Annotated in this window: 12 protein-coding genes; 11 read left to right on the top strand and 1 reads right to left on the bottom strand. The window is 64.2% G+C overall.

What is annotated here, in order from left to right; all coding sequences use genetic code 11:
• The first annotated feature begins 2 nt into the window (after positions 1-2).
• From ACFYOW_RS45730 to ACFYOW_RS45680, 11 genes are all read left to right on the top strand, one after another.
• The gene (locus tag ACFYOW_RS45730) at positions 3-1490 is read left to right on the top strand and encodes an SCO6880 family protein (RefSeq protein ID WP_387297797.1); all 1488 of its coding nucleotides are present in this window, start codon (positions 3-5) and stop codon (positions 1488-1490) included.
• 128 nt (positions 1491-1618) lie between these two features.
• Entirely contained in the window at positions 1619-3256 is a 1638-nt protein-coding gene (locus ACFYOW_RS45725) for a hypothetical protein (protein ID WP_387297795.1), read from the top strand.
• Between the two features lie 459 nt (positions 3257-3715).
• Entirely contained in the window at positions 3716-5176 is a 1461-nt protein-coding gene (locus tag ACFYOW_RS45720; RefSeq protein WP_387297793.1) for a peptidoglycan DD-metalloendopeptidase family protein, read from the top strand.
• Between the two features lie 14 nt (positions 5177-5190).
• On the top strand, positions 5191-5775 hold the full coding sequence (locus tag ACFYOW_RS45715) for a hypothetical protein (protein WP_387297791.1): 585 nt from the start codon (positions 5191-5193) through the stop codon (positions 5773-5775).
• Positions 5768-6652, top strand: a complete 885-nt coding sequence (locus ACFYOW_RS45710; RefSeq protein ID WP_387297789.1) for a helix-turn-helix domain-containing protein — start codon at positions 5768-5770, stop codon at positions 6650-6652. The genes ACFYOW_RS45715 and ACFYOW_RS45710 overlap by 8 nt, the downstream gene beginning before the upstream one ends.
• Positions 6653-7059: 407 nt before the next feature.
• On the top strand, positions 7060-8178 hold the full coding sequence (locus ACFYOW_RS45705) for a hypothetical protein (RefSeq protein WP_387297787.1): 1119 nt from the start codon (positions 7060-7062) through the stop codon (positions 8176-8178).
• Between the two features lie 177 nt (positions 8179-8355).
• Positions 8356-10110 carry a hypothetical protein gene (locus tag ACFYOW_RS45700; protein ID WP_387297785.1) on the top strand — a complete coding sequence of 585 codons (1755 nt, stop codon included), beginning with the start codon at positions 8356-8358 and terminating at the stop codon, positions 10108-10110.
• Positions 10111-10999: 889 nt separating this feature from the next.
• Entirely contained in the window at positions 11000-11431 is a 432-nt protein-coding gene (locus ACFYOW_RS45695) for a hypothetical protein (protein WP_387297783.1), read from the top strand.
• A 162-nt stretch (positions 11432-11593) separates the two neighbouring features.
• Entirely contained in the window at positions 11594-12469 is an 876-nt protein-coding gene (locus ACFYOW_RS45690; RefSeq protein WP_387297781.1) for a hypothetical protein, read from the top strand.
• A gap of 67 nt (positions 12470-12536) precedes the next feature.
• Positions 12537-14378 carry a type IV secretory system conjugative DNA transfer family protein gene (locus ACFYOW_RS45685; RefSeq protein ID WP_387297779.1) on the top strand — a complete coding sequence of 614 codons (1842 nt, stop codon included), beginning with the start codon at positions 12537-12539 and terminating at the stop codon, positions 14376-14378.
• Positions 14375-15214 (top strand): DUF4913 domain-containing protein, encoded by an 840-nt coding sequence (locus ACFYOW_RS45680; protein ID WP_387297777.1) that lies wholly within the window; start codon positions 14375-14377, stop codon positions 15212-15214. The genes ACFYOW_RS45685 and ACFYOW_RS45680 overlap by 4 nt, the downstream gene beginning before the upstream one ends.
• 77 nt (positions 15215-15291) lie before the next feature.
• On the opposite strand, the gene mobF is transcribed toward ACFYOW_RS45680, so the two are convergent.
• Positions 15292-21294 carry a MobF family relaxase gene (gene mobF / locus ACFYOW_RS45675; RefSeq protein ID WP_387297853.1) on the bottom strand — a complete coding sequence of 2001 codons (6003 nt, stop codon included), beginning with the start codon at positions 21292-21294 and terminating at the stop codon, positions 15292-15294.
• Positions 21295-21308: the final 14 nt, after the last annotated feature.

Raw genomic sequence — 21308 nt, 5'->3', positions numbered from 1 at the left:
CGATGACCACCGAGTACTTCGAACGCACCTACAGCGCTGGAACCCGGCCACGTGCCGAAGGCCTGTTCGGGTTGTCATGGGTCGCGATGGTCACCGCCGGAGTGGTGATCGTCGCCGTCGTGCTGACCCAAGCCATCGTCGGTCTGCTCGCCGCGGGCGTTGTGCTCGGAACCGGGGTGGTGATCACGGCACCGCTGGTGATCCAAATCGGTGGCCGCACAGGATATGTGCGCGCGATTCTGATGTGGCAGTGGTGGCGCGGTGGACGACGCGGCGAGCACCTGTACCGCAGCGGATCGTTCTCGGCGATCCCCGGCGGCGCGACCACTCTTCCTGGGCTGATGGCACCCACGCGGATGTATCAAGGCCAAGCCGTCGACGGACGCACCTTCGGGATGATCCACCTGCCCAAACTCGACGAGTACACCATCGTCGTGCGCGCCTGGCCCCAAGGCGGTGAAGCCGTCGATCAGGACCTGGTGGATCAGTGGGTCGCGGCCTGGGGAGCCTTCCTCGGCTCGCTCGGAAGCGCCCCGGACGTGAAAGCTATTGTCCCAGTGATCGATACGGTGCCCGAGACCGGTAATCGATTGATGTCGGAGGTCGCCTCGATCACGCGGCAAGACGCTCCAGAGATCGCGCACACTGTGATGTGGGAGCTGGCCGAACAACTGGCCAGCCAACGTGTACAACTCGAGCCGCGCATCGCGATCACCTTCGAGGCCACGACACCGGAGCGACGCAAAATTCCGGCTGAAGAAGCCCTCGAGATCGGACGCCGTCTGCCGGGAATCCTTGCCGCACTGGCCGAAGCGGGGATCCGCGCGGAACCGATGACCGCCGAGCAGATCATCGCGTTCGTCCGTCGCTCCTATGACCCGGCGGCTCAAGCCGACCTGGAGATCGCCGCCACCGAACCCGAAGGGCACGGGATCACTTGGTCAATGGCCGGCCCCCAAGACGAGCGGCAACGTTATGACCGGCTTGAGCATGCGGGCGCGGTGAGCATCACCTGGGAGATGACGCAAGCACCTCCGGGTGTGGTGACCGAGCGTGTTCTGCAACGTCTGCTCGAACCGAACCCGGAGCTCCCACGCAAGCGAGTGGCCATCGTCTACCGGCCGCATTCGGCAGCAGAAGCCACACGCATCGTCGATGACGACTGGCGCAACGCGCGGGTTGCCGAACAGAACACCAAAGGTGGCCTTGTTTCGGCCGCCGCGAGCATCCGCGTCGCCGGGGCCGATCAAGCGCGACGAGAACAAGCACTCGGCCACGGTCTAACACGTTACGGATTCCTGATCACCCTGACCGTGCCACGCGGAGAAGACATTCCGAGAATCGAAGCGCTCACCCAAGACCTTTCGACGCAAGCGCGTCTTACGATCCGCCGATGCAACACCTACCAGTCCGCGGCATTCGCGGGATCGCTGGGTGTCGGGGTGATCCTGCCCGAGCATGCGACGGTCCCGGAAGCGCTGGAGGGCTGAGCATGCCCACAGAGTCGACAACCACAACCCAAACCCGTGTAGAGGGCCAAGGCAGCACGGTGGCGGCGCAAGGTTCTGCAAAGCGTGGGCCCCGGGTCCTGACCGATGAGAAACGCACGGTGCTGCAGGTGCGGCAGCGATCGGGTGGATTGCGGGGTGCGTGGGCGGGGATGTTGCTGTCGCGCGATGACCACCGCCGCCGCAACGTCGGCATGATCGCCCAGTCTGTGGTGGCCGATGACTTCGATCGGCCCGCGCTGCGCCTGACCGACAACGGATACGCCGGACCCACAGGCGGGCGAGTATCCGCGGTGGGCCGACCGGCGGAGTGGCGCGGCACGACCGCCCAAGTGGTAGGGCTGTGGCCGTGGTCGGTCGGCGCGGGCGCGCCACTGGTCGGCACGCCATTGGGTCCGCACCTGCGCACCGGTGCCCCGGTGTGTTTCGACCCCATGAACTGGTTCATGCGCGGCGGATTTATCACCGCGCCGAGCCTGTTCGTGTTGGGGCTCAACGGATTCGGCAAATCATCTCTTGTCCGACGCATCGTGCTCGGCGGCATCGCGCAGGGCATCACCCCGCTGATCCTCGCCGACGTCAAGCCGGACTACCGGAAGTTGGTGGAGCTGGTCGGCGGGCAGGTCATCGACCTCGGCTACGGCTACGGGCATCTGAATCCGCTCGACACCGGAGTCATGGGCGAGGTCCTGGCCAAGCTCGAAGCGGCCGAAATGTACGAGCGGGCTGAAACATTGGCCCAAGAGTTGCGTGCTCGACAGATCGCGTTGATCTGCGCATTGATCGAACTGGTGCGTGGGCAACGGGTTGCCGACTTCGAAGAGACGGTGATCGCGACCGCGCTCGCGCAGCTCTACACCCCCACCACGCACGGCGGGCGAGGATTCAGCACGGCCAGCCAGCCGATCCTCGACAATCTGCTCGAGGTCATCGTCGCTGGCAGCGACGAGCTGCACCTGGACGCGGCCGCCGACACCGACGAACGCTATCAAGCCGTGATCGTTCCCCTGCGACAATCGTTGCGCGCGTTGACAAAAGGACCCTTCGGACAGGTATTCAACGGCCCAACTACGGTGGGGATCGACCTGAACTCCACCGCCGTGTGTATCGATGTCTCGCACATCCCCAAAGGAGACAAGAAACTCAAGGCCGCGGTGATGTTGGCCTGCTGGGGCGCCGGTTTCAGCGCCGTCGAGGCGTTGAACATGCTCACCGACGCCGACTTGGCCCCGCAGCGGTACTTCCAGGTCGTGATGGATGAACTCTGGCAAGTCCTTGGGCTGGGAGAGTTCATGGTCGAGCGCGTCGACGAGCTGACGCGACTGCAACGCGGCATCGCGGTCGCGCTGATCATGATCAGCCACACCATCAAGGACCTGCAATCCCTGGGCACCGCCGCCGCGATCAGCCGCGCGCTGGGGTTTCTCGAACGCGCCCGCGCCAAGATCCTGGGCGCGTTGCCCGGCGAAGAGGTCGACCGACTCGACAGCATCATCCCCTTCACGGCAGCCGAACGCGCCATGGTCACCAACTGGTCAGCGCCCCAAGCATTGACAGGCGAAGCCATCGGTCATGGACAGGTGCGCCCGACACCACCGGGGACGGGGAAGTTCCTGCTGAAGGTCGGCGAGGGACGGCAGCCAGGAATTCCGTTCCTGGTAGAGCTCACCTCAACTGAGCTCTCAACTGGCATCCACGACACCAACACCCGATTCGCTTCGTTTGACACCACGGGCGGTGCTGCATGACTACTACCACGATTGAAATTTTCATGACTGAGTTCGATTGTCTCACAGTCTATTCGGCGCGGCGTTCACCGACATCGCCATCACGTCCGGGCAATACCGCCGTGCCACCCGCCACTGCGGACGATCGACGCCGACCATACGGAGGCCGCGAGACATCGCGTGGCGAACACGAATGAGCATCTGCAGATCAGCGGCTTGGAATATGTTGCGTCCGAATGACCTTGGCGAGCGGGGGCGCCGCGTCGCTGAGCGCCGACATTTTCCTGTCATCGAGGCAGCGTCGGTGGGCGGCTGGGCAGTGGCCGCACCTCTTCGGGGGCGGCCATGAAATCGGTCGCGATTGTGGGTGTCCTCGGCATTACCATCATTTTGGTGATGTTGTTGGTGGTGCTTGTCGAGGACGACCAAACTAGTTGCACGCCAACTACTTCGGGAGTGCCCGGTTCTCGAGTGATGCCGATGAAGTCGGGCACCTATCACCTCAGCGACGGGTTCGGGCCACGCGGAGGGGAATTCCATCAGGGGCAGGATTTCGGGTCGACAGCGGGCGTGCCGATCTACGCCGCCGTCGATGGGGTGGTCGCCGCGGCTGGACCCGCGAGCGGGTTCGGGGTGTGGATCGTCATCGACTCCAATGTCGAGGGCAAGGTGCTCAGCACGGTGTACGGGCATATGTTCGCCGCGGACGTGGAAGTGGGCCAAAGCGTGCGCGCCGGGCAGGCAATCACCACAGTCGGATACAACGGCGAAGTGTTCCCGCCGGGCCCCAGCGGCGCGCACCTGCACTTCGAGGTCTGGCCCGGCGGACGGCTCACCGGTCAAGGCAGTCCCGTGGACCCGATGCTATGGCTGGCCGGTGCCGCTGAACCTGGCACCAGCACTGCACCGACACCGCCATCCACGACCGCACCCGATGTCGGACTGGCCGCAAGCAGTGCTGAGCTGCCACCGCTGGCGGGCAAAGGCAGCGAGGAACACATGCAGATCGACACGATCCGGGTTGCCCGCTCGGTAGCGGCCCGGTTCCCGGAGATTACGACGTTCTACGGCTGGCGCGAGACCGACAGCCATCCTGATCATCCATCAGGCAGAGCGGTCGACATCATGATTCCCGACTACACCAGCGGCGATGGGAAGGCGCTTGGGGACCGGATCGCAGACTATGTGCTTGCGAACCAGGATGCCTTCCATATCGACTATGTGATCTGGCGGCGGATATATCGGCCGGCCAACGGTGACTCGAGTGAGATGGACGATCTCGGCAACGACACCGCCAACCACCTCGATCACGTCCATGTCACCACGATGGGCGGTGGTTACCCGGACGGGGCCGCGTCGGTTGGATCGGCTCCTCCCACCGGTTCCGGAGCATCATCGGCTGGGTGCGGCCCGCGCGTCGATGACGATCTCGCACCGGGTTCGGTGCCACCGCAGTACCAGCAGTGGTATCGGCGGGCGGGTGCGTTGTGCCCGCAGATCAGCGCGTCACTATTGGCTGCCCAAGGCAAACAAGAATCCGGGTTCGACCCCAGAGCGGGCAGTTCCGCAGGGGCGCAAGGGATCGCACAGTTCCTCCCAGGCACTGCCGCCTCGATCGATCCCGACGACGGCCAACCGTATGTGATCGACGCCAACGGCAATGGTGTGGCCAGCGTATGGGAGCCCGAGGACGCGATCATCGGCCAGGGCCGCTACATGTGTGCCATCGCCCGCAAAGTCGATACCTGGATCGCCGAGGGAAAGGTCCAAGCACCCAACGGACGAGCTGAACTGTACTTAGCCGCATACAACGCCGGGGAAGGCGCGGTGTTGAGTTCGGGTGGATTCCCCACGGGCTCAAGCGATTACCAAACTCAGACCCGTCCGTACTGCGACACCATCCTGGCCACTGCCCGCAGATTCGCGAAAACGCTGAGCTGACAAGGAGATCGGAAATGGCGCAGCGAACACGGCTCATTCTCATCGGCGCGATCGCGGCGACGGCAGTGATCATGACCGCGATCATCTCGCGCACGGATTCAGACACTGCAGAGTCGCCGACACCGGCGGGCGATGCCGGTTTGGCCGTGCATGGTCCGCAACCAGAGGGAGCTGGCCCGCAGACCGCAGCCGTGCAGGCATTGACAGCAATGTTCAGCTGGCAACCGGTGTCGGATCCCTCGCCCGGCGCGGCGCTGACCCGAGCGAGGCTATGGCTGACCGGTGAACTCGCCCTGGTCGCGGACAGCCCACCGGCCACTGGGATTCGTGAGCAACCAGGCTGGTCCGCGTGGCGACGCTCCGGTGACATTCTGACCGCCACTGCGAACGTAGACGGAGCAGGCGAACACACCGATCTGCGGGTCAACCTCACGGCAACAGTCACCCAGACCGTGCTGCACCGCGACGGCACCACAACCACCTACCGGGAACTGCGCATCACCGCAACGGTGCTGCGAACCAACCACGGTTGGCGGCTGGCCGCCTACCACGCCAGCAACTGCGATTCAGGACAGAAAGGAGCAAACACCGATGAGTAGCACTGACTCTCACCCCGCAGCGACAGCACCCGACGCCGCGATCACCGTGCCGGCCAGACCAGCGGCAGGCATCGGTGCATCAAGTGGCCAGAGCGTGGCGCCGAGCCTCGGTCGCAGACCTGACCTTGAGCTACCGACACTGGGCCGATACCTGCGTCGGATTCGCGACCACGACAACGACCATCTCTCCCGGGAAAAGGCATCGGTCAAAATCGGAATCAGCGCCGCCTACCTCGTGCAAATCGAGAACGGCGCGCGAGTACCGACGCCGGAGATGGTGAAACAACTCGCGACCGGCTACAGGCTATCGGCGGCGCAAACCAAACATCTGCTCGAACTACGCGCGCCCTCCGCGGATGTCCCCGCGGTCGAGACAATGAGAGCCCACATCCACCGGACGCCTTCGGTGCTCGAACGCCTCGACGACCTTAACAGCGCCGGTATGGTTGCGGCATACTTCGGCCCGCTGTGGCATGTCCTGGCAGCCAATGACAGTATGCGCCAAGTATTTCCAGGAATACACGAGGCAGGCAACCTCCTGGTGTGGCACTTCCTTCCGATCGCCAAAGACGTCCTCGTCGACTGGGAGCGTGAAGCCACCCTGATGGTGCAGATCCTCAAAGCAACGCTGGGCCGTCACCGCAAAGCAACTCTGGCCCGCCGACTGCTGAGTCGGTTACAACGCGATGACGACTTCTACCGCATGTGGACGACCAGTACCCACATCTCCTACCGGCGCGCCCCTGGCGTCCATCTGCATATCCGCACAGCGGACAACACTTTGGCCTCGCTCAGCATCGAGACAAGCATCGTCGCCGACGCGCAAACCTACATCCGCTTGTATCAGGCAGTCCGAAAGCCATACTCGCGGGGCTGACTATGGCTTGCGGCTCCAGATCTATTGTGTCTCCGATGCTGAACCCGAGCCATTTGGCTGCGTTACCGATAGGCGTTCAAGGTTTTGATTCGGCGGTGTTGATGCAAGCTGCGTTAATGCTGCTACTGGTGACACATCGTGCCGATCGGCTGTGATTGTTATCAGGCGACAGTGCGGAGAACACTTCTCGCTTCTGCGCCTCCCCTTCGAGGGACGCGTTACGTCAATCGAACAGTCCCCTGCGGCGTGTTCCCTCGAAGGGGCTGATACTGCGGCCGAGAGGTGACGTCGAGGATGCATCGAGAAATATTCACCCCTCGAAGGGGCCAACCTCTGTTATCGGCGGAATACGGAACCGTCGTGATGAGGTGGATGCGATGAGTGAGGCCGTCGACGAAGTAGCCGGATTGGGTTCGCGGCTGGTGCGAGCATTGCAGGCCGGATCGTTCATCGCGAACTGGTGGTACACCCAGACACGTGAGCAACGCTCCGCGATGGAAAGTGCGCTACGCATCGACAACGAGCAGAATCTCCTGGCAGCGAAACTTGGCAGCATCGCAGCGCGCGACAAGCAGGGGCTTGAGAAGCATGAACTCGACCAACACGCAACCAGACGCACCATAGAGCGGGCCGACGAGGACATAGAGCGCCGTCGCGCCGAGAGCGCCAACGACAACAGCCGCAAGCAGGAAGCCCACAGCGCACATATGGGCAATAGCTTCCTGCGTGGCCAGCTGACGCGGCTGGAAGCAGCAATCAAGGTGGCAGATTTCCAGCGTCGAACGCAGGACAGTGAAGCGGAGAACGATCGCAAAGATGACGAGTCCGCCGCACGTGTGGAGGCCGCGCAAGCCCAGAAAGCGATGTACGAGAAAGAGACTTCGGTCAAAGGCGAGGACCTCGAACGACGCAATACCGACAGCGAGAACCGCAACACGCGCGACAACGAAGCACACGCTTGGCGAAGGACGAACGCGACCAACCGCGAGCAGCGGGAAACCGAACTGCACAACAAGAGGATGGAGGAGATCCAGCAACGGATAGATCATGGCAAGCGGACGATGGGATTCAGCGAAACCCTCACAGATCAGCAGCAGAACTACGATGCGGCGATGGGGGCGGCGGCGGGATTCGGCGCGGCTGTCGGCACGGCGGACCTGAACCCGGAACAACAGGCCGCCGCTGATGCCTGGAAGGCACGATACGGCGAAGACACCGGCCAAGACCCCGAAGTGCTCATCGAGGAAGCGGTCCGCCGTGCCGCGGCCGACGCACCGCTGGACGGGGAAGCCTCCGACGGCGTCGAGGACTTGGCGGCGAGGTTGGCGGCCGACGCTGTCGAGAGCGACGTCATCGGTGAGGACACGGCACCGCCCAGCGGACCTGACACCGGCGAACAGATCGGCGCAGCGATCAAGGACGCCGCTGCATCGTTCGATGGTGGCTCCGAAGGTCATGCACCCGTCAGCGACACTGAACCCGCCACGGCGGTGGCGCCGGACGCGGGTCCGGACGTCGCGGGATAAGACGACCGGATATGTCGAGAAGCTTTGAGTCGTCGCGGATTCCGGTAACAACGAGCGCATGCCACTACCCGCGTTCGACAGTGTTGCGGAGTCGAACGCCAACCTCAGCATGTCCGCGTTGCGGTGAGATTCAGCCGGGCCTACCTGAGGGCTGGTCGCGATGATGGGTGGGCGCTGATGGTCGAACTGTTTGGCCGAGCACAGCGGATGGCGTATGTGCACATTGCGGTAGCCCTGCACCGTGGCAACACGATGTCCGCGGACCGCAAGTGGCCGGGGCCCGCGTTCTCCTCTACACCGCGGATCGCGGGGATCTTCACGGAATCGATAGCCGATGCCCGCGCTGCCGCCGAGGAGCGGATGCGACAGTTGAATTACGAAGGCCCGCCAGAGGATATGGCAGCAGCCCTGGCCGAGGCTTGGGTGTGGAAGACCGGCTCCGCGGTGGCTACGGAGACCTTGGCGAACCTGATCGAACACTATCGAGACGAATACGGACTGATCATCGACGCGGCGACAGGACGTGTCACCGTAGACCCGGAAATCGACCCAACCTGGTTGGATACAAACAATCGTCGCTTCGCCGCACTGAACCGAGCGGTGAGCGCGGAAAAGTTCGCGCGCACCACCATCGAGGCAACCTCCACGCCGCACACGGCACGCAGCGAAGTACTCGCGGCGTTCGCGCGGTGGCGCGAGTCGTTCGACCCTTTCGCCGACCAGAGAGAGCGCCAACGATCCCAAGACAAGCGCGACCAGATTGCCTCGGCAATGCAGCGCGCAGATCTCTCCGCCGAGACACGCAACAAGGTCTTGTTCGTTTTTGCCTACTTCTCGGGCTGGCGTCAGGAGGAATTCGACCTGCAATCCTCGCCGGTTCTCATCGATCCCGGCGAAGAGGTGAAAGGGCGAGTGGATGCCCTGCGGGCCGCAGCGGAGATCGCGTGGACAAGCCAGCAGAGCGAGAAGCAATTCGCTGTGCTGAGCACCACCGACCGACAATTGCTGTCGGCCTCACCGGCGTCACCGTGGCCTGACCACGTCAACCGTGACCTGTTGCAGCAGATTCTGAATGAGCATGCGCGAACCGTCCGGGCAGCACAAATACACGCCACCGTCCTGGCACGCGATCCAGACCAAGCGGTCGGGGAGGGCGCTGAACGGATCATCGATCAGCTCGAGGCACAGCGGCGCGCGATCCTGGCACTGGTCGATCACGGCCAGGGCCTCGATGGTATCGAGCGAGACATGATCCGCTGCCTGCTCGATGAGGCAGCCAACGGCGATGCCGAGCTGCCAGCATTGGTACTTGTCGACGAGCGCAGCAAGAAAGCCGCCGACGAGGCAGCGCGCTACGGGACCGCGCAGCGGGCGGCCATAGCCACTGACGCACAGATTCTGCGAACCCTCGATGCCGCCGGTGTGGGTATCCGCGATGTGACGAATACCGCCGTCGAGCCGATCCGATGGTCGATCGAGTCGACCGAAACCAGCATCGACGCATTGGCGCATCGGTGGATCAAGGATAGTGATGCAGCGCGCGAGACTTGCTGGCGTGAAGTCGCCGAACTGGACCGGCGACTGTTCGCTTCTGGACTGTCCGATGACGACCGCTCCCACATCCGTGAAACCCTCAGCCAGGCAGTTGATTTCGCCTATCGCCATGCCCAGGACGGCGATGAGCGAAGCCGGTGGTTCGACAAACGGGTGACACGGGTGGTTACAGACCGCGATCGTGTCACAGCCGTCGCTCAGCAGTCGACGAAGGATGACAATCCGCTGCCCGCCATCAGCGCGGGCAGCAGCGGATTCACCACCACGATCGAGGCGGCCCTCCCCAATGGACCTACTCTGCCGTGGCCGAACCAGGCAATCACCGCCGGCCCGACACCACCCCAAGCACCGCAGATGGATACGGGGCACACGCTGTGAATCTCACAACCTCGACCGCGTCGGGCCTGACATCCCGGCCACCAGGAAACGACCACGCAACCGTCGAGCAGGCGATCGAACAATCCGCCATCTCGCAGGTTACAGCCAGATACGAGGCCGCATCGAAGCCAAAATCCGACACCGTCGCCATCAGTCGGGAGGCCAGCGATACACGCTTAGCCTTTGAAGAATTCGGCACTGACAGAGATGCGCAGGGGCACGCACTTAGCTCAGCCGACCCGAGCTGTGCAGCGCCAGTGGGGGGTTGGACATGACCAAAACAGCCGCGCCGCCAGCCGGGACGAACTGGTCGCTTCACTCGGGCCAGGAACATGCCATGCCGGACGCCGCCAGCAAATGGCGTACCTCCGTCTGGGACGCTGTCAATCGCGCGTACCGACAACTGTGGATCCAGGGCTCGCGAACGGTCCTGGCAGACGGGCGTCGCCGATTTGTTCGACTCGATCCTCGACGCCCCTGCCGCCGCAGACAGTGGTGGCTGCCCGCTGATCGCCGCCTTATCTACCGACGTCGATCGCCGTGCAGCCACCGTGAAACGGTCGGAGAAATACATGACCAACGAGCCTAGGAACTCGGATCGGCCCCGAGCCCAAACTCGTAGCCACTCGTCACGAAAAGACCTGGTGCACACCAGTTGTCAACGGTTATGGATTCCCAATACTTGGGCAACAGGATGGAGAGATAAGCCATGGAACGCGATGCGGATGTGGACGAGCGTGCATCCCTGCGGAACGCTCGACTGCACGAACTCTACAAAAACCACCCACTAGCGGCTCGTCAGCCCCGGCCACCGTCCGCCGCTAATCCGGCTGCGGCTGCACTAGCGCAATCCGCGACTGCGCCAACGGCACAGCCGAATTCGACGACCGTGAACGACGCGGACCGCGCCAACCAGCGGTATGCCCAGCTGCACGAACTGTACAAAACCCACCCTCGTGTGGGCAGCGAGCCTCCACCACTTTCGACGGCGGATCCGACGGTTGCGGGTCCCGCACAAACCGCGACTTCACTAACAGCGCAAGGTATTTCGACGCAAATGACTCCCGATGAGCGTGCTGTTCTGCGCAACGCGAAACTTCATGAGCTCTACAGCAAACTGGATTTGCCTGCGAACGCCGCTGCAAAAACGACGACCGGCGTTCCTGCGGAGCCGCTGAGCGAGGGCGCTCGTACCGGGACCGTGATCGACGCCGCACGGCTCGGCAGCACCATCAGGCAAGCGCAGAGCTACACCGACCCCAGCGTCGCCGGACCCGGTGGTCAACGCCCAGTCGAACGGGGTGTAGGCCCGTCCCTGTAGTCCGGTCACGACTATCTGAATTTCTCCAGTTTGAAACACGTAACTTACTGGTAGTCAGCCTCTTTCGCTGACTACCGATGATCGGCGACGAACGCAGGGGACATCTCGTACGGCCGCCGTGGACATTTCCGTTGTGCGGCCTCGATGTGTGAGGTCGAAACCTTGACTGACCCCTATTCCGTTATCGGTGAGTTCACCGAGCCAGAGGAACAAACAACTCTAGACCCGATCGGGCGGGATCGCGCCCCGGATTTGACCAACGGTGCGGGCTCCTGGGGTGCGCTGATCCCCACCGAAATGCAGACCGCGCCGATCCGATCCGACTACGGGCTCAACGCTGTCCTGGATGCCTCGCTTGCTGGACACGCGCGCCTGATCCAGAACCTGGCCGCTGAGCATTCGCGGCTGATCGAGCTCGGTCAGCGCCAGAGCCTTGATCGTGACCAGTTCATGCGTCGTGAGCGGTTGAGTATGGCGCTGGAGGAAGCGACACACGCCGCAAGCAGCCACGGTCTCGGGCAAGCGGATATTGCCGACAGCGTGGCGGCGGGCAGCGAGGGTATCTACTGGCATGAACGTCCGGGTGCTCGTCACCTCGGCCGCATCGAGCAATTGACGGCCGCTCTCGCAGCCTCGGCTCCCAGCGAGTTGGACCGCGTCAACACTGAACTGGCAGCAGAGAAACAACACAACCGCCAGTTGTCGGTTGACAACGCGGCACTTCACACTCAACTCGAGACAATGAACAGCCACGTTATGGCGCGGTGGTCGGACGTGACCGCCACCGATATTGCTCGCAGCCAGGATCCGGTGACCTCGACACCGCACCGCGGACCGGAACCAACTGTTGGCCAAGCGAATACGCCATTGAATGTCGCATTCAACCTTGACCCCCCGGGCGCAGCGATCGGCGAGTCCGTGGCAGCCCTCGGGCCTGCGAGGGCGGGATCGGAGTGGTCGGCGCCCGGCGATGACCGGGGGGCGGCGGCTATGCGATCTGAGTACGGCCAGGCCACCGGCGCGGGGGCGGACGCATGACGCGGGCGTGGTCGGCGGCGATGTCGAGTCGCTGTGATCGGTTGTCGCCGCGGTGGCGGTGGTGTCGATGAGCCCCGCTCGAGAAGTCCGGCGCCGCACGAAGGCCGGTATGGGGGAGGAGCTGAGCAAGCTAATTTTGCTGTTGGGCGTGATCGTGGTCGGGCTGTGCTTGTGGGCGGCGCTGACTTTGGGCAGCGTGTGGACAGGGTTGCCGGTCGAGATGAATCCGACCGCGGCGCTGTTGCAGGTCGCTTATGGTGATCGCCGGTGGCCGTGGCCGTCGACGCTGATCCTGGCGGTGTTCACGGCGGCCGTCGCGGTGGTGGGATGGCGGATATGGCGGGCGCGGGGCGGGCGGGCGGAGATCGATGCCGCCGCGCGCACGATGCAGCGGCCGCGTGAGCTGAGCATCGCGCGCGTCAGCGACAATGCCAAAGCGGCTCAACGGCTACTGCCCGACGCCGCGCCGCAGATTCAGGCAATGAAGGGCCCGCCGTTGGGGACCACCGTTGTCGGCAATCTCGCGTTGCACGTTCCCCCGGAGCTAGGAGTGTTCTTCGCGGCGGGTACGCGCACCGGCAAAACCATGGCCTGGGCGATCCCTGCGGTCCTCGCGGCGTGGGGGCCGGTACTGGCCACCAGTAACAAGCCGGATCTATACAGGCACACCCTTGCGGGAAGGGAACGACGCGGACGGGTGTGGTTGTCAGATCTACAGGCCGTCACCGGCGAAGCGCAGTGCGGTTTCTGGGTGGATCTGCTGCGGCAAGTCCACTCCATGGCAACGGCCAGGAAGCTGGCGAGCTTCTTCGTGTCGGCATCGAAAGACCCTGGTTCGAAGGTCGATTCGTACTTCGACGGTGGCGCGCAGGAATTGCTTGCCACCTACATTCTCGCTGCGGCGTCGGCGAAAGGTGATCTGCTGCATGTGGTGGAGTGGCTGGGGCGCGACCAAGACGAAACCGCCGCACTGCTGCTGCGGAAGGCAGGACATCACCGGGTTGCGCAACGTCTGGTCGAAACACAGCAGTTGTATGCCAGGCAACGCGACGGCCTCTACGACATGGCACGCCGTTTCTTGAACGTGCTCTCCGACCATGGCTATGCGCGGATGGTGACCCCACCGAGCCGCCGACTGATCACCGCGACCGAAGGAGTCGAGGACGACGTCGTTGTCACGATCACGCAGGCAAAGGCCACTCATGATCTGCCAGAGTTCGATCCGCGCGCGTTCGTCACCTCGAACGACACGTTGTTTGCGCTGTCGATGGCGGGGCCGGATTCAGCGTCGCCGCTTGCGGCGGCACTGATCGGTCAACTCCTCGAATGCGCGCTCGCGGTCGCACGTGCCCGCCCCGATGGACGGTTGGCCGTGCCGATGACCGGAGTGCTCGACGAGGCCGCCAACTGCTGCCCGATCGACGCGCTACCGAATTACTACACCTACGCCGGAGGACATGGCGTGGTGCTGATGACGTTCATTCAGGTCCTCGAACAGGGCGTGGACTTGTGGGGCGAGAACGGGTTGAAAGCTATTCGGGCGCAATCGATCGAAGTCTATGGCGGCGGAATCGGTGATACCGAGTTTTTGAGCCAATGGTCCTCGATCAGCGACGAGCACGATGTCGCGGACCGCTCCCATAGCGTCGGCCCAGGTGGAACCAACCGGTCGCTGAACTGGCGAGCTGAGCCGATCCTCAACGTCGCCGCTCTGGCTGCACTACCGAAAGACCGTGCACTGGTGCGGCTGCCCGGCCACAGACCAATCCTCATCCGCAAGATTTGGTGGCAGGACACCGAATTCGCCGAGGTGATCCAGGTGTCGTTGGCGCGCTTCGCGGTAGCCCCGCCATCTGCCAAGACGTCGCTTGCCGCGGCTGATACAGCTCAGACGGGACAGGAACTGTGAGCGGGAAACAACGCGGCAAGCAACCGCCACCACCACCGCGATACCCGAACTTCGTCACCTTCGCTGAATCGTGGCTGTTGCCGGTGATCACGCTGCGAATGGCCGAAGCCAATCGAGAAGGCACCAACACCTGGTGCACCAGCTGGTGGAAGCACCGCGCGGTATCGGTGCGGATCGCGCACCTGCATCCTGCGTTCGAAGCTGCTCGTGCACGCACCGACGGCGCCGCGATCAGCTCGTATCTGCTCCAACACGTCGACCCGCATTTCAGGGTGATCCTCGACGCGGCGCACGGCCCCCTGCACCGCTGCACACGCACCAAACACGTCGCACTGCCGTCATTGCCGTTCGATTCGGTCCCGCCCGGATGGTTCGGACTCGCCACTGCCTCACAATCTCACAGCAGCGAGGACCCCGACGAGCCACCAGCGTTGCGGTACACCAGCTTCGTCGACTTCGTCGAGCAATGGCTGTTGCCGGTGATCTCAGTCCGGCTGGCTGGGGCGAACCGGGAGGGCAACCTGACCTGGTGCCGGCAATGGTGGCGTCACCGCGCGGTCGCCGTGCGATTCGCCGCGCTTCACGCGACATTTGAAGCGGCGCGCCGCAGCGAGGACGGCAGCGCGATGAGCAGTCTGTTCGTCCACCATATCGACCCACAATTCCGTGTGATCCTCGACGCGGCGAACGGACCGCTGTATCGGTGCTCACCTACCGAGCACAGTGACGTGCCGTCGTTACCGTTCAGCACAGTGCCCCGAGCATGGTTCGGGCTGCTAGGGATCCCCGTCCCCGTGGAGGATGCTGGGTTCGGTCCGGACTTTCGCACGTTCTGAGGTACCGACAAAGCCAGCTGCGGGCGAGTGCAGGTGAGGATCATCGGCCGTGCCCGATGACACGGGCAGCCAGTGGATCACAACTCGAGATCTTCACCCCGTACTTCTGTCGGGCTTTCCACTGGATCCGGTTCCGCCGGGGACGGCGTCATCCCGTAGTGGTCGCGATGGCGGTCCTCGATGGCGCGCCGCTCTGGTGTCAGCAGATCGCGGCGGCGGCTCTCGGCGCGCAGGTCCGCCAGCTGACGCTCCAAATGCGTTATATCGGTTCGGGGTTCCGGTTTCGTGTGGGTGGTCGCATCGCCTCCAGCGCCGACACGACCGGGGTGAGCGAGGATGTCGTCCCAGCGGTCTCGCGGCCCGGCGAGCAGCGCGGCATCACGCTCGGCGGCCTGAGCAATACGGCGGGCGTTGTCGCGGTCCTGGATCAGCTGTTGCTTTGCAGTCGACAATGTGTCGCGGGTCGATGTGGCGGCGCTGAGCGCGAAGCTGACTTGCTCGATCTGATGCGCAATCGCATCGAGGTCACTGTTGCCGGGTTCAGCGGGTGCCGCATTGTGGATCAGCTCCTGCCTCTGCATGGTCAGCGCGGCCAGCCTCGCTGTGGCGCTGGCGATGTCGGTTCGTGCACGGGCGGCTTGTCGGGCAATGGTGTTGATCCGGTCGGCGAACTCTTCCACGGCTGCGGCTGCGGAACGAGCATGGGTGATGGCGTCCGCCGCGGCGATGCCAGCGTTGCGATCGTCAGCGGTAGGGATCGCTGTTGAGGGACTGTCGAGCACCGAGTCCATGGCATCGGCGAGCGCGATCTGCTGGCGCACCTCACCGATTCGCTGCATGAGTACAGCATCGGGGAGTGCTCGCGGCGAATCCGGCGCTGCGGCGATATCGAGCCCGTGTTCGGTGATCCAATGGGCGATCATCCTGCGGCGGATTCCACCGACGCGCCGCCAGTCCCGGCGCAAGAACGCAAGAGCATCAGCCGGTGTACGCGTGTCTGCGACATATGCGCACCGGGCCTGCAGGTAGCGCGCCGAGTCGTGCGCTGGGATGCCCGGCACCTCATTGTCGCGGCAGTCTACGCACAATCCGTCGTCGGATTCGCTGCCGCCAGTAGCGATATCCGGTCGAGGACGGTCAATGGTGGGCCGGTCGAGTCCGCAACCGACGCAGGGCAAATCCCATGGACCTCGTAGGGTGTCGGCGTCGTAGTCGCGGCGTTCGGCGAAGACAGGAGAGTGCCGCGGCCGCTGGTCGAACTGCTGCTCCGCAGTGTCATCGAGGTACAGGTCATGATCTTCGAGTCGATCGTTGCGCCCAGGTGTGAGCGGTTGCGCTCGGGTGCGATCGACCCAGCGGCGGCTGTCGCGAGGGGCCCGGTCGCGGCGGTAAGTCGGCGCGGGCGAATCGGTATCGGGTTGGTAGAGACCGGGGTCAGCTTCAGGGATGAAGGCGTGGATCAGAGCGGCGTGTGCAGGGAACTGGTCAGCGGCCCGCCGCAGGCGCGCACGCGCGATGGGAAATGCGTACACGGCCAATGTGTTTGCGATTCGGCGCATGACCTTGCGTTGTTCATCGGTTGCGATGTCCGTCAGCTGTGTTATCGCCGCCGTGACCGAGGTGATGTCGCCAGCTTTGAAACGTGCTGCCACTGATCGGATCTCATCAGCGAGCTCGACTGGAGAGGATGTCCGAGCTGTCGCCGGATCGGGTGTCGGTGGTGAGTCATCGACGGGGAACGGGTGTGTGGGAACGGCGTCGTCGACCATGGTGTGCTCCGTGGGTGTGGGCGGGTCTACGTCGAAGTCGCTGGTGCGATGGAACTCGTCGGGTCCGTCCGCAACGTCGTCGGCCAGGTCGGGTGGTTCCGTGGGCAGCGGGGCGTCGGGGTAGGTCGGTACGTCGTGGATGATCGCGTCGATGCGCCAGGCAAGGGCGGTCGCGAGCTGGTCGGGGCGCAGAACGTCGGCGCGGTCCGCGCGGCCGCTGATCAGCAGCTCGCAGGTGACCTCGAGTAGTTCTCGCGCTGTCCACTGCGATTGCGATTCCATAGCGTGTTCGACGGCCGCGACCACTTTCGGCCAGGCGGGGTCGGCGATGACCCGCTCGGCGGTGTCGGCGCCCAGCACTGCGTGCAACTCCGGGGCCCATGCCGGGGCGAGGCGGGTATTGCCAGAGTCATTGGAGTCGAGTGCGCTGGGCTGCAGTGACAGTCGTGACCACAATGCGGCGGCGGGAAGTTCGTCGGGTAGCGGCCGGATGGCGGCCGCGGTCGTGAGCATGGCTTCGACGTCGATGCCAGCGCGGTTGGCGGTTTCGAGGTGGTCGGCCAGGATCGGCCAGAACGCGTCGGTGAGGATGCGGGCGTCGATGCGTTTGGCGGTCGGTGCCCATTTGTTGACCGCCAGGTTGACATCGCCTATGGCCTCGGCGACGCGGACGGCGAGGTGGTCGTAGTGGCGGCGCTCGGTGGCGGTGAATCGTGAAGGCCCGCAGGGGCGTAGGTCGCCGGCGTCTACGTGGGCGGCGGCTCGCCATACCGCGACATCGGCGAGCAGCGCGGGATCGGCGCCGACGAGAGGTCGCGCCCACACCGGCGCAGTGGACGGGGTGAACGCGCGGGCGTCGTCGCCGACTTCCTGGGCGAGGTGGGTGATGATGCTTTCACGGGCGATGAGGAATCCTGCGACGTCCGGGGCCTCACGCAGTCCGGCCGGCATGCCGGGCAGCCACGGCAGCGGGCCGGGGTTGGCTGAATGTGCGCCTGATGTGTCCAGCCGCCAATCCAGGACTGCCGCAATCTGATCAGCGGTGTCGATCTCGCGGGCACTGATCGCCGCCCGTAATGCGGCGATGGCGTCGCGGCCGTGCAGCATGATTGTCGCCAAGTTCTGCCGCAACACTGCGTAGCCGGGGCTGATGGTGAGCCCTGGCAGCAGATGTTCGACGTCGATATCGAGTTGAGTCATCGCGGGCTCGCCGAGGGTGTACTCGGTGGCCAATGCCAATGCGTCGAGGTAGATGTCGACCGCGCGGCCGAGCCGCTGCCAGGGATCGAGGGCCTCGCGCAGTTCGGTATGGGCTGAGCGCTGCGCGCCGTCGCGGCTGAGGATGCGGATCAGAACCTCGACCGCCGTGCGGGGCAAGACGGCGAGTTCGCTCCAGAACGATTGCTCGCTGCCATCGATAGTGGTTGTGAGGTAGATGTGGTTGGACAACCGACCCCGGGTGAGTGCGACATAGAGCTGACGGCGGGACTCGTGACCGGTGAGCGCCGTGTGGCAGGTATCTGCGGTAATGCCCTGCGCGGAGTTGATCGTGGACGCATAACCCAACCGGACATTCGCGCGGACGTAGTCGGCTGGCAGAGCCACACTTTCGCCGAAGGTTCGGTGTGGCTTGAGGTGGGTGGCAGTGATCGAGCCGTCGGCGTGGACAGTGGTGATCACCCACTGATAGCCATTGCGAACGTAATCGTCAGCGCCGACGATGAGTTTGGGATTGTTCAGACCCGTGCGGATCGTGTCACCCGCCGATGCCGACAACCCATCGGCCAGCTTGACCTCGATACCAGTGTCGGTCCCGGCTCGCGCCAGCCGATCGGCTCGGGCAAGGCTGTTGAGCTCGCCGACGATCTCGTGTGTCGCGCCGAGCATGACGGTGTCCAAGCCCGCCGCATAGTCGGCGAGCCATCCGGCGAATGCGCCATCGGCTACCGAGGCGGGACTGCCGACGTGGACACGTCCGCGGTCGAGGTAAAAGCCGAGCCCGGCCGGATCGCCCTCCCGCAGAAGCAAACTCGCCGACGCTTCGGCGTCGTCACGAAACCGCACCACGTGGGTGAGGGTCTGGGTCCAGTCCCCGGTGGCATCGATCATGTCGTGGACCGCCCCACCGGCGTCGATGGCGGATAGCTGCTCGTCATCACCGATGAACCGGACTGTCGCGTTGCGTGATCTGAGGAAGATCAGCATCCGTAGCCGATCGGCGTCCGAGATCTGGACGTGCTCATCGACGATCACCAGGGTGTCGGAGTCGATGTCGAGAACCCATTGTGGAAGCGAAGGGGGCGGGGCATCGGAGGTGAGAAGGACATGTTCTCGGGTGGGTGTGTGCCTGGCGAGGACATCGAGGAGTTTGTCGACCGTCGCCACGCGGGCGTGAATGTCGGCTCCGAGCTCACCGACGGACTTTGCTGTCGGTGCGTGCCCGAGTACTGTTCCGCCGCTGGCGCGCCACGCGTCGGCAAGTACTGACATGCTCGAGGTCTTGCCTGTTCCTGCGGGAGCGTTCGCGATCTGGATGCGGGCGCCCGACGTCGCAAACGCGCGAACAGTGGCGATTTGGCCTGCGTTGAGCTGCTTATCCCGGTTGTCGGGGTCGTTGTTGTAGTCCTTCACCGCCGCCTCGACGATGGCGGCGGGAACCGTGCGACCACCGGTCTCCAACGACATCTCGATCAGCTGCGCTTCGGTCGTCAGGATGTGCGGCGAGGTGTATAGCTGAGAGTCTGCGGCACGGTAGACACTGGTGCCGTCGGGGCGCCGGAAAATCGATGGCGCTGTCCGCAGCTCTGGTTCGGCACGAATATCGGGATCACCGCGAGCGACGGATCGGGACGGCGAGAGCGCGGCATCGACGACTGCCGAGCTCACCTGCGCCCACTGTTCGGGACGGATAACTCCGCGCAGCAGACGTTCGACTTCGCTGCGAACGTGAACGCGAGTCCAAGTGGAGCGTTCGGCGGACACGGTGGCGATCACCCGGTTCGCGCAGTTCGAGATCCACTGGGCATCGACGATGGCCCGGTGGAAACGGCGCGGACGTAGCGCCGCGGCGATCATCGCGGTCAAATGTTCAGGACCACCGAGCACCTTGACCGCCTGCTGGTACCACGTGGCGCGCTGCTCGGCGAGGGATCGCATCTGCTGCTTGCGGTCGCGGGTATCGAGAGTGGCTTGTTCCATCAGCCCGTACATCTCGTCCGCAGTGGGCTCACGGCCAAGCACATGCTGGAACGCCACCGTCAATTGCCCCAGGCGTGCGGTGATGGCGGCGTCACGACTGGACCACAGTTCGTTCAAACGCGGGTCCACGCCGACGATTTCGCGGATGGCTCGTTTCGCAGGATCGGTACCTGGGCGGACCGCGAATTCCAGCCCGAGCATCATCTCCAGATGCATTTCCAGCCGCGTGTTGTAGATCTCGCTGGCACAGACCGCCGCCCGGTAGAACATGGTCCCATCCAGCGTTCTCCATACCCATCGATCGCCGACACGGGTGCGGACTCTGTTGGCCACGACCAGATGGGTGTGCAGATCGGGGTCACCACTGCGCGAGTCACGGTGTTCGAACGCTGCCGCGATCAGCCCCTCGACACCGACTTGCCGGACGCCGTTGCGTCCGAGCCGGGTGTAGGCGGCGTTGGCTTCGAGGAAGGCGAGCGAATCGGCGACGGCGGCGCGATGGGCGGCCTCGATCTTTTCGGAGATGGCTCGCGGCGCGACCGCCCACAACGTGGACACACTCTTGACCGGGGAGAACGTCCAGTCGAACCCGGCGACAGCGGTGGTGCGTTGACGATTGTTGCGAGCCACCCAGCCCGACAGCTCACGTTCGTCCAACGGCGGGCGACTGAACTGCTCGACGAACATCGTTCGAGCGATCGCGGTGCGGATGTCGGCGCGCTCGGCATCGGGAATCGCTGCGTACTCATCCAGTCCGCGCTCGAGGTTGTAGTCGCTGAAGGCGACCGCGCATCGGCGTCGGAATTCGGTTGCGCCGGTGTAGATGCGGAACGGGTCTCCGAGGCGTGATGCCTCGGACGCAACGCGTTTGGCGTCCTTGCGTTTGGCGCCCCGGGCGACCTCGTTCGCGACGATGGTGGCCTCGATCTGGTTGGCTTGAGGATGCCGACCGAGCCCGAACAGCGAATTCATCTGCTCTTCGGTGACCGTGTCACCGGCCTTGAGCCGCGAGCATTTCAACCGGCTCTTGCCATGGGTGACGGTGAGTCCGTGCAGCCCTGTTCCGAACCATCGACCAGGTGATTCACCGTGCGCGGCGTAGTAATCCGACAGCGGCGCTCGGCCGC

The sequence above is a fragment of the Nocardia sp. NPDC006982 genome, assembly GCF_042869435.1.
Taxonomy (GTDB): Bacteria; Actinomycetota; Actinomycetes; order Mycobacteriales; family Mycobacteriaceae; genus Nocardia.
The sequence above is the reverse complement of the archived record's forward strand: the minus strand, read 5'-3'. Positions and strand labels throughout refer to the sequence as shown.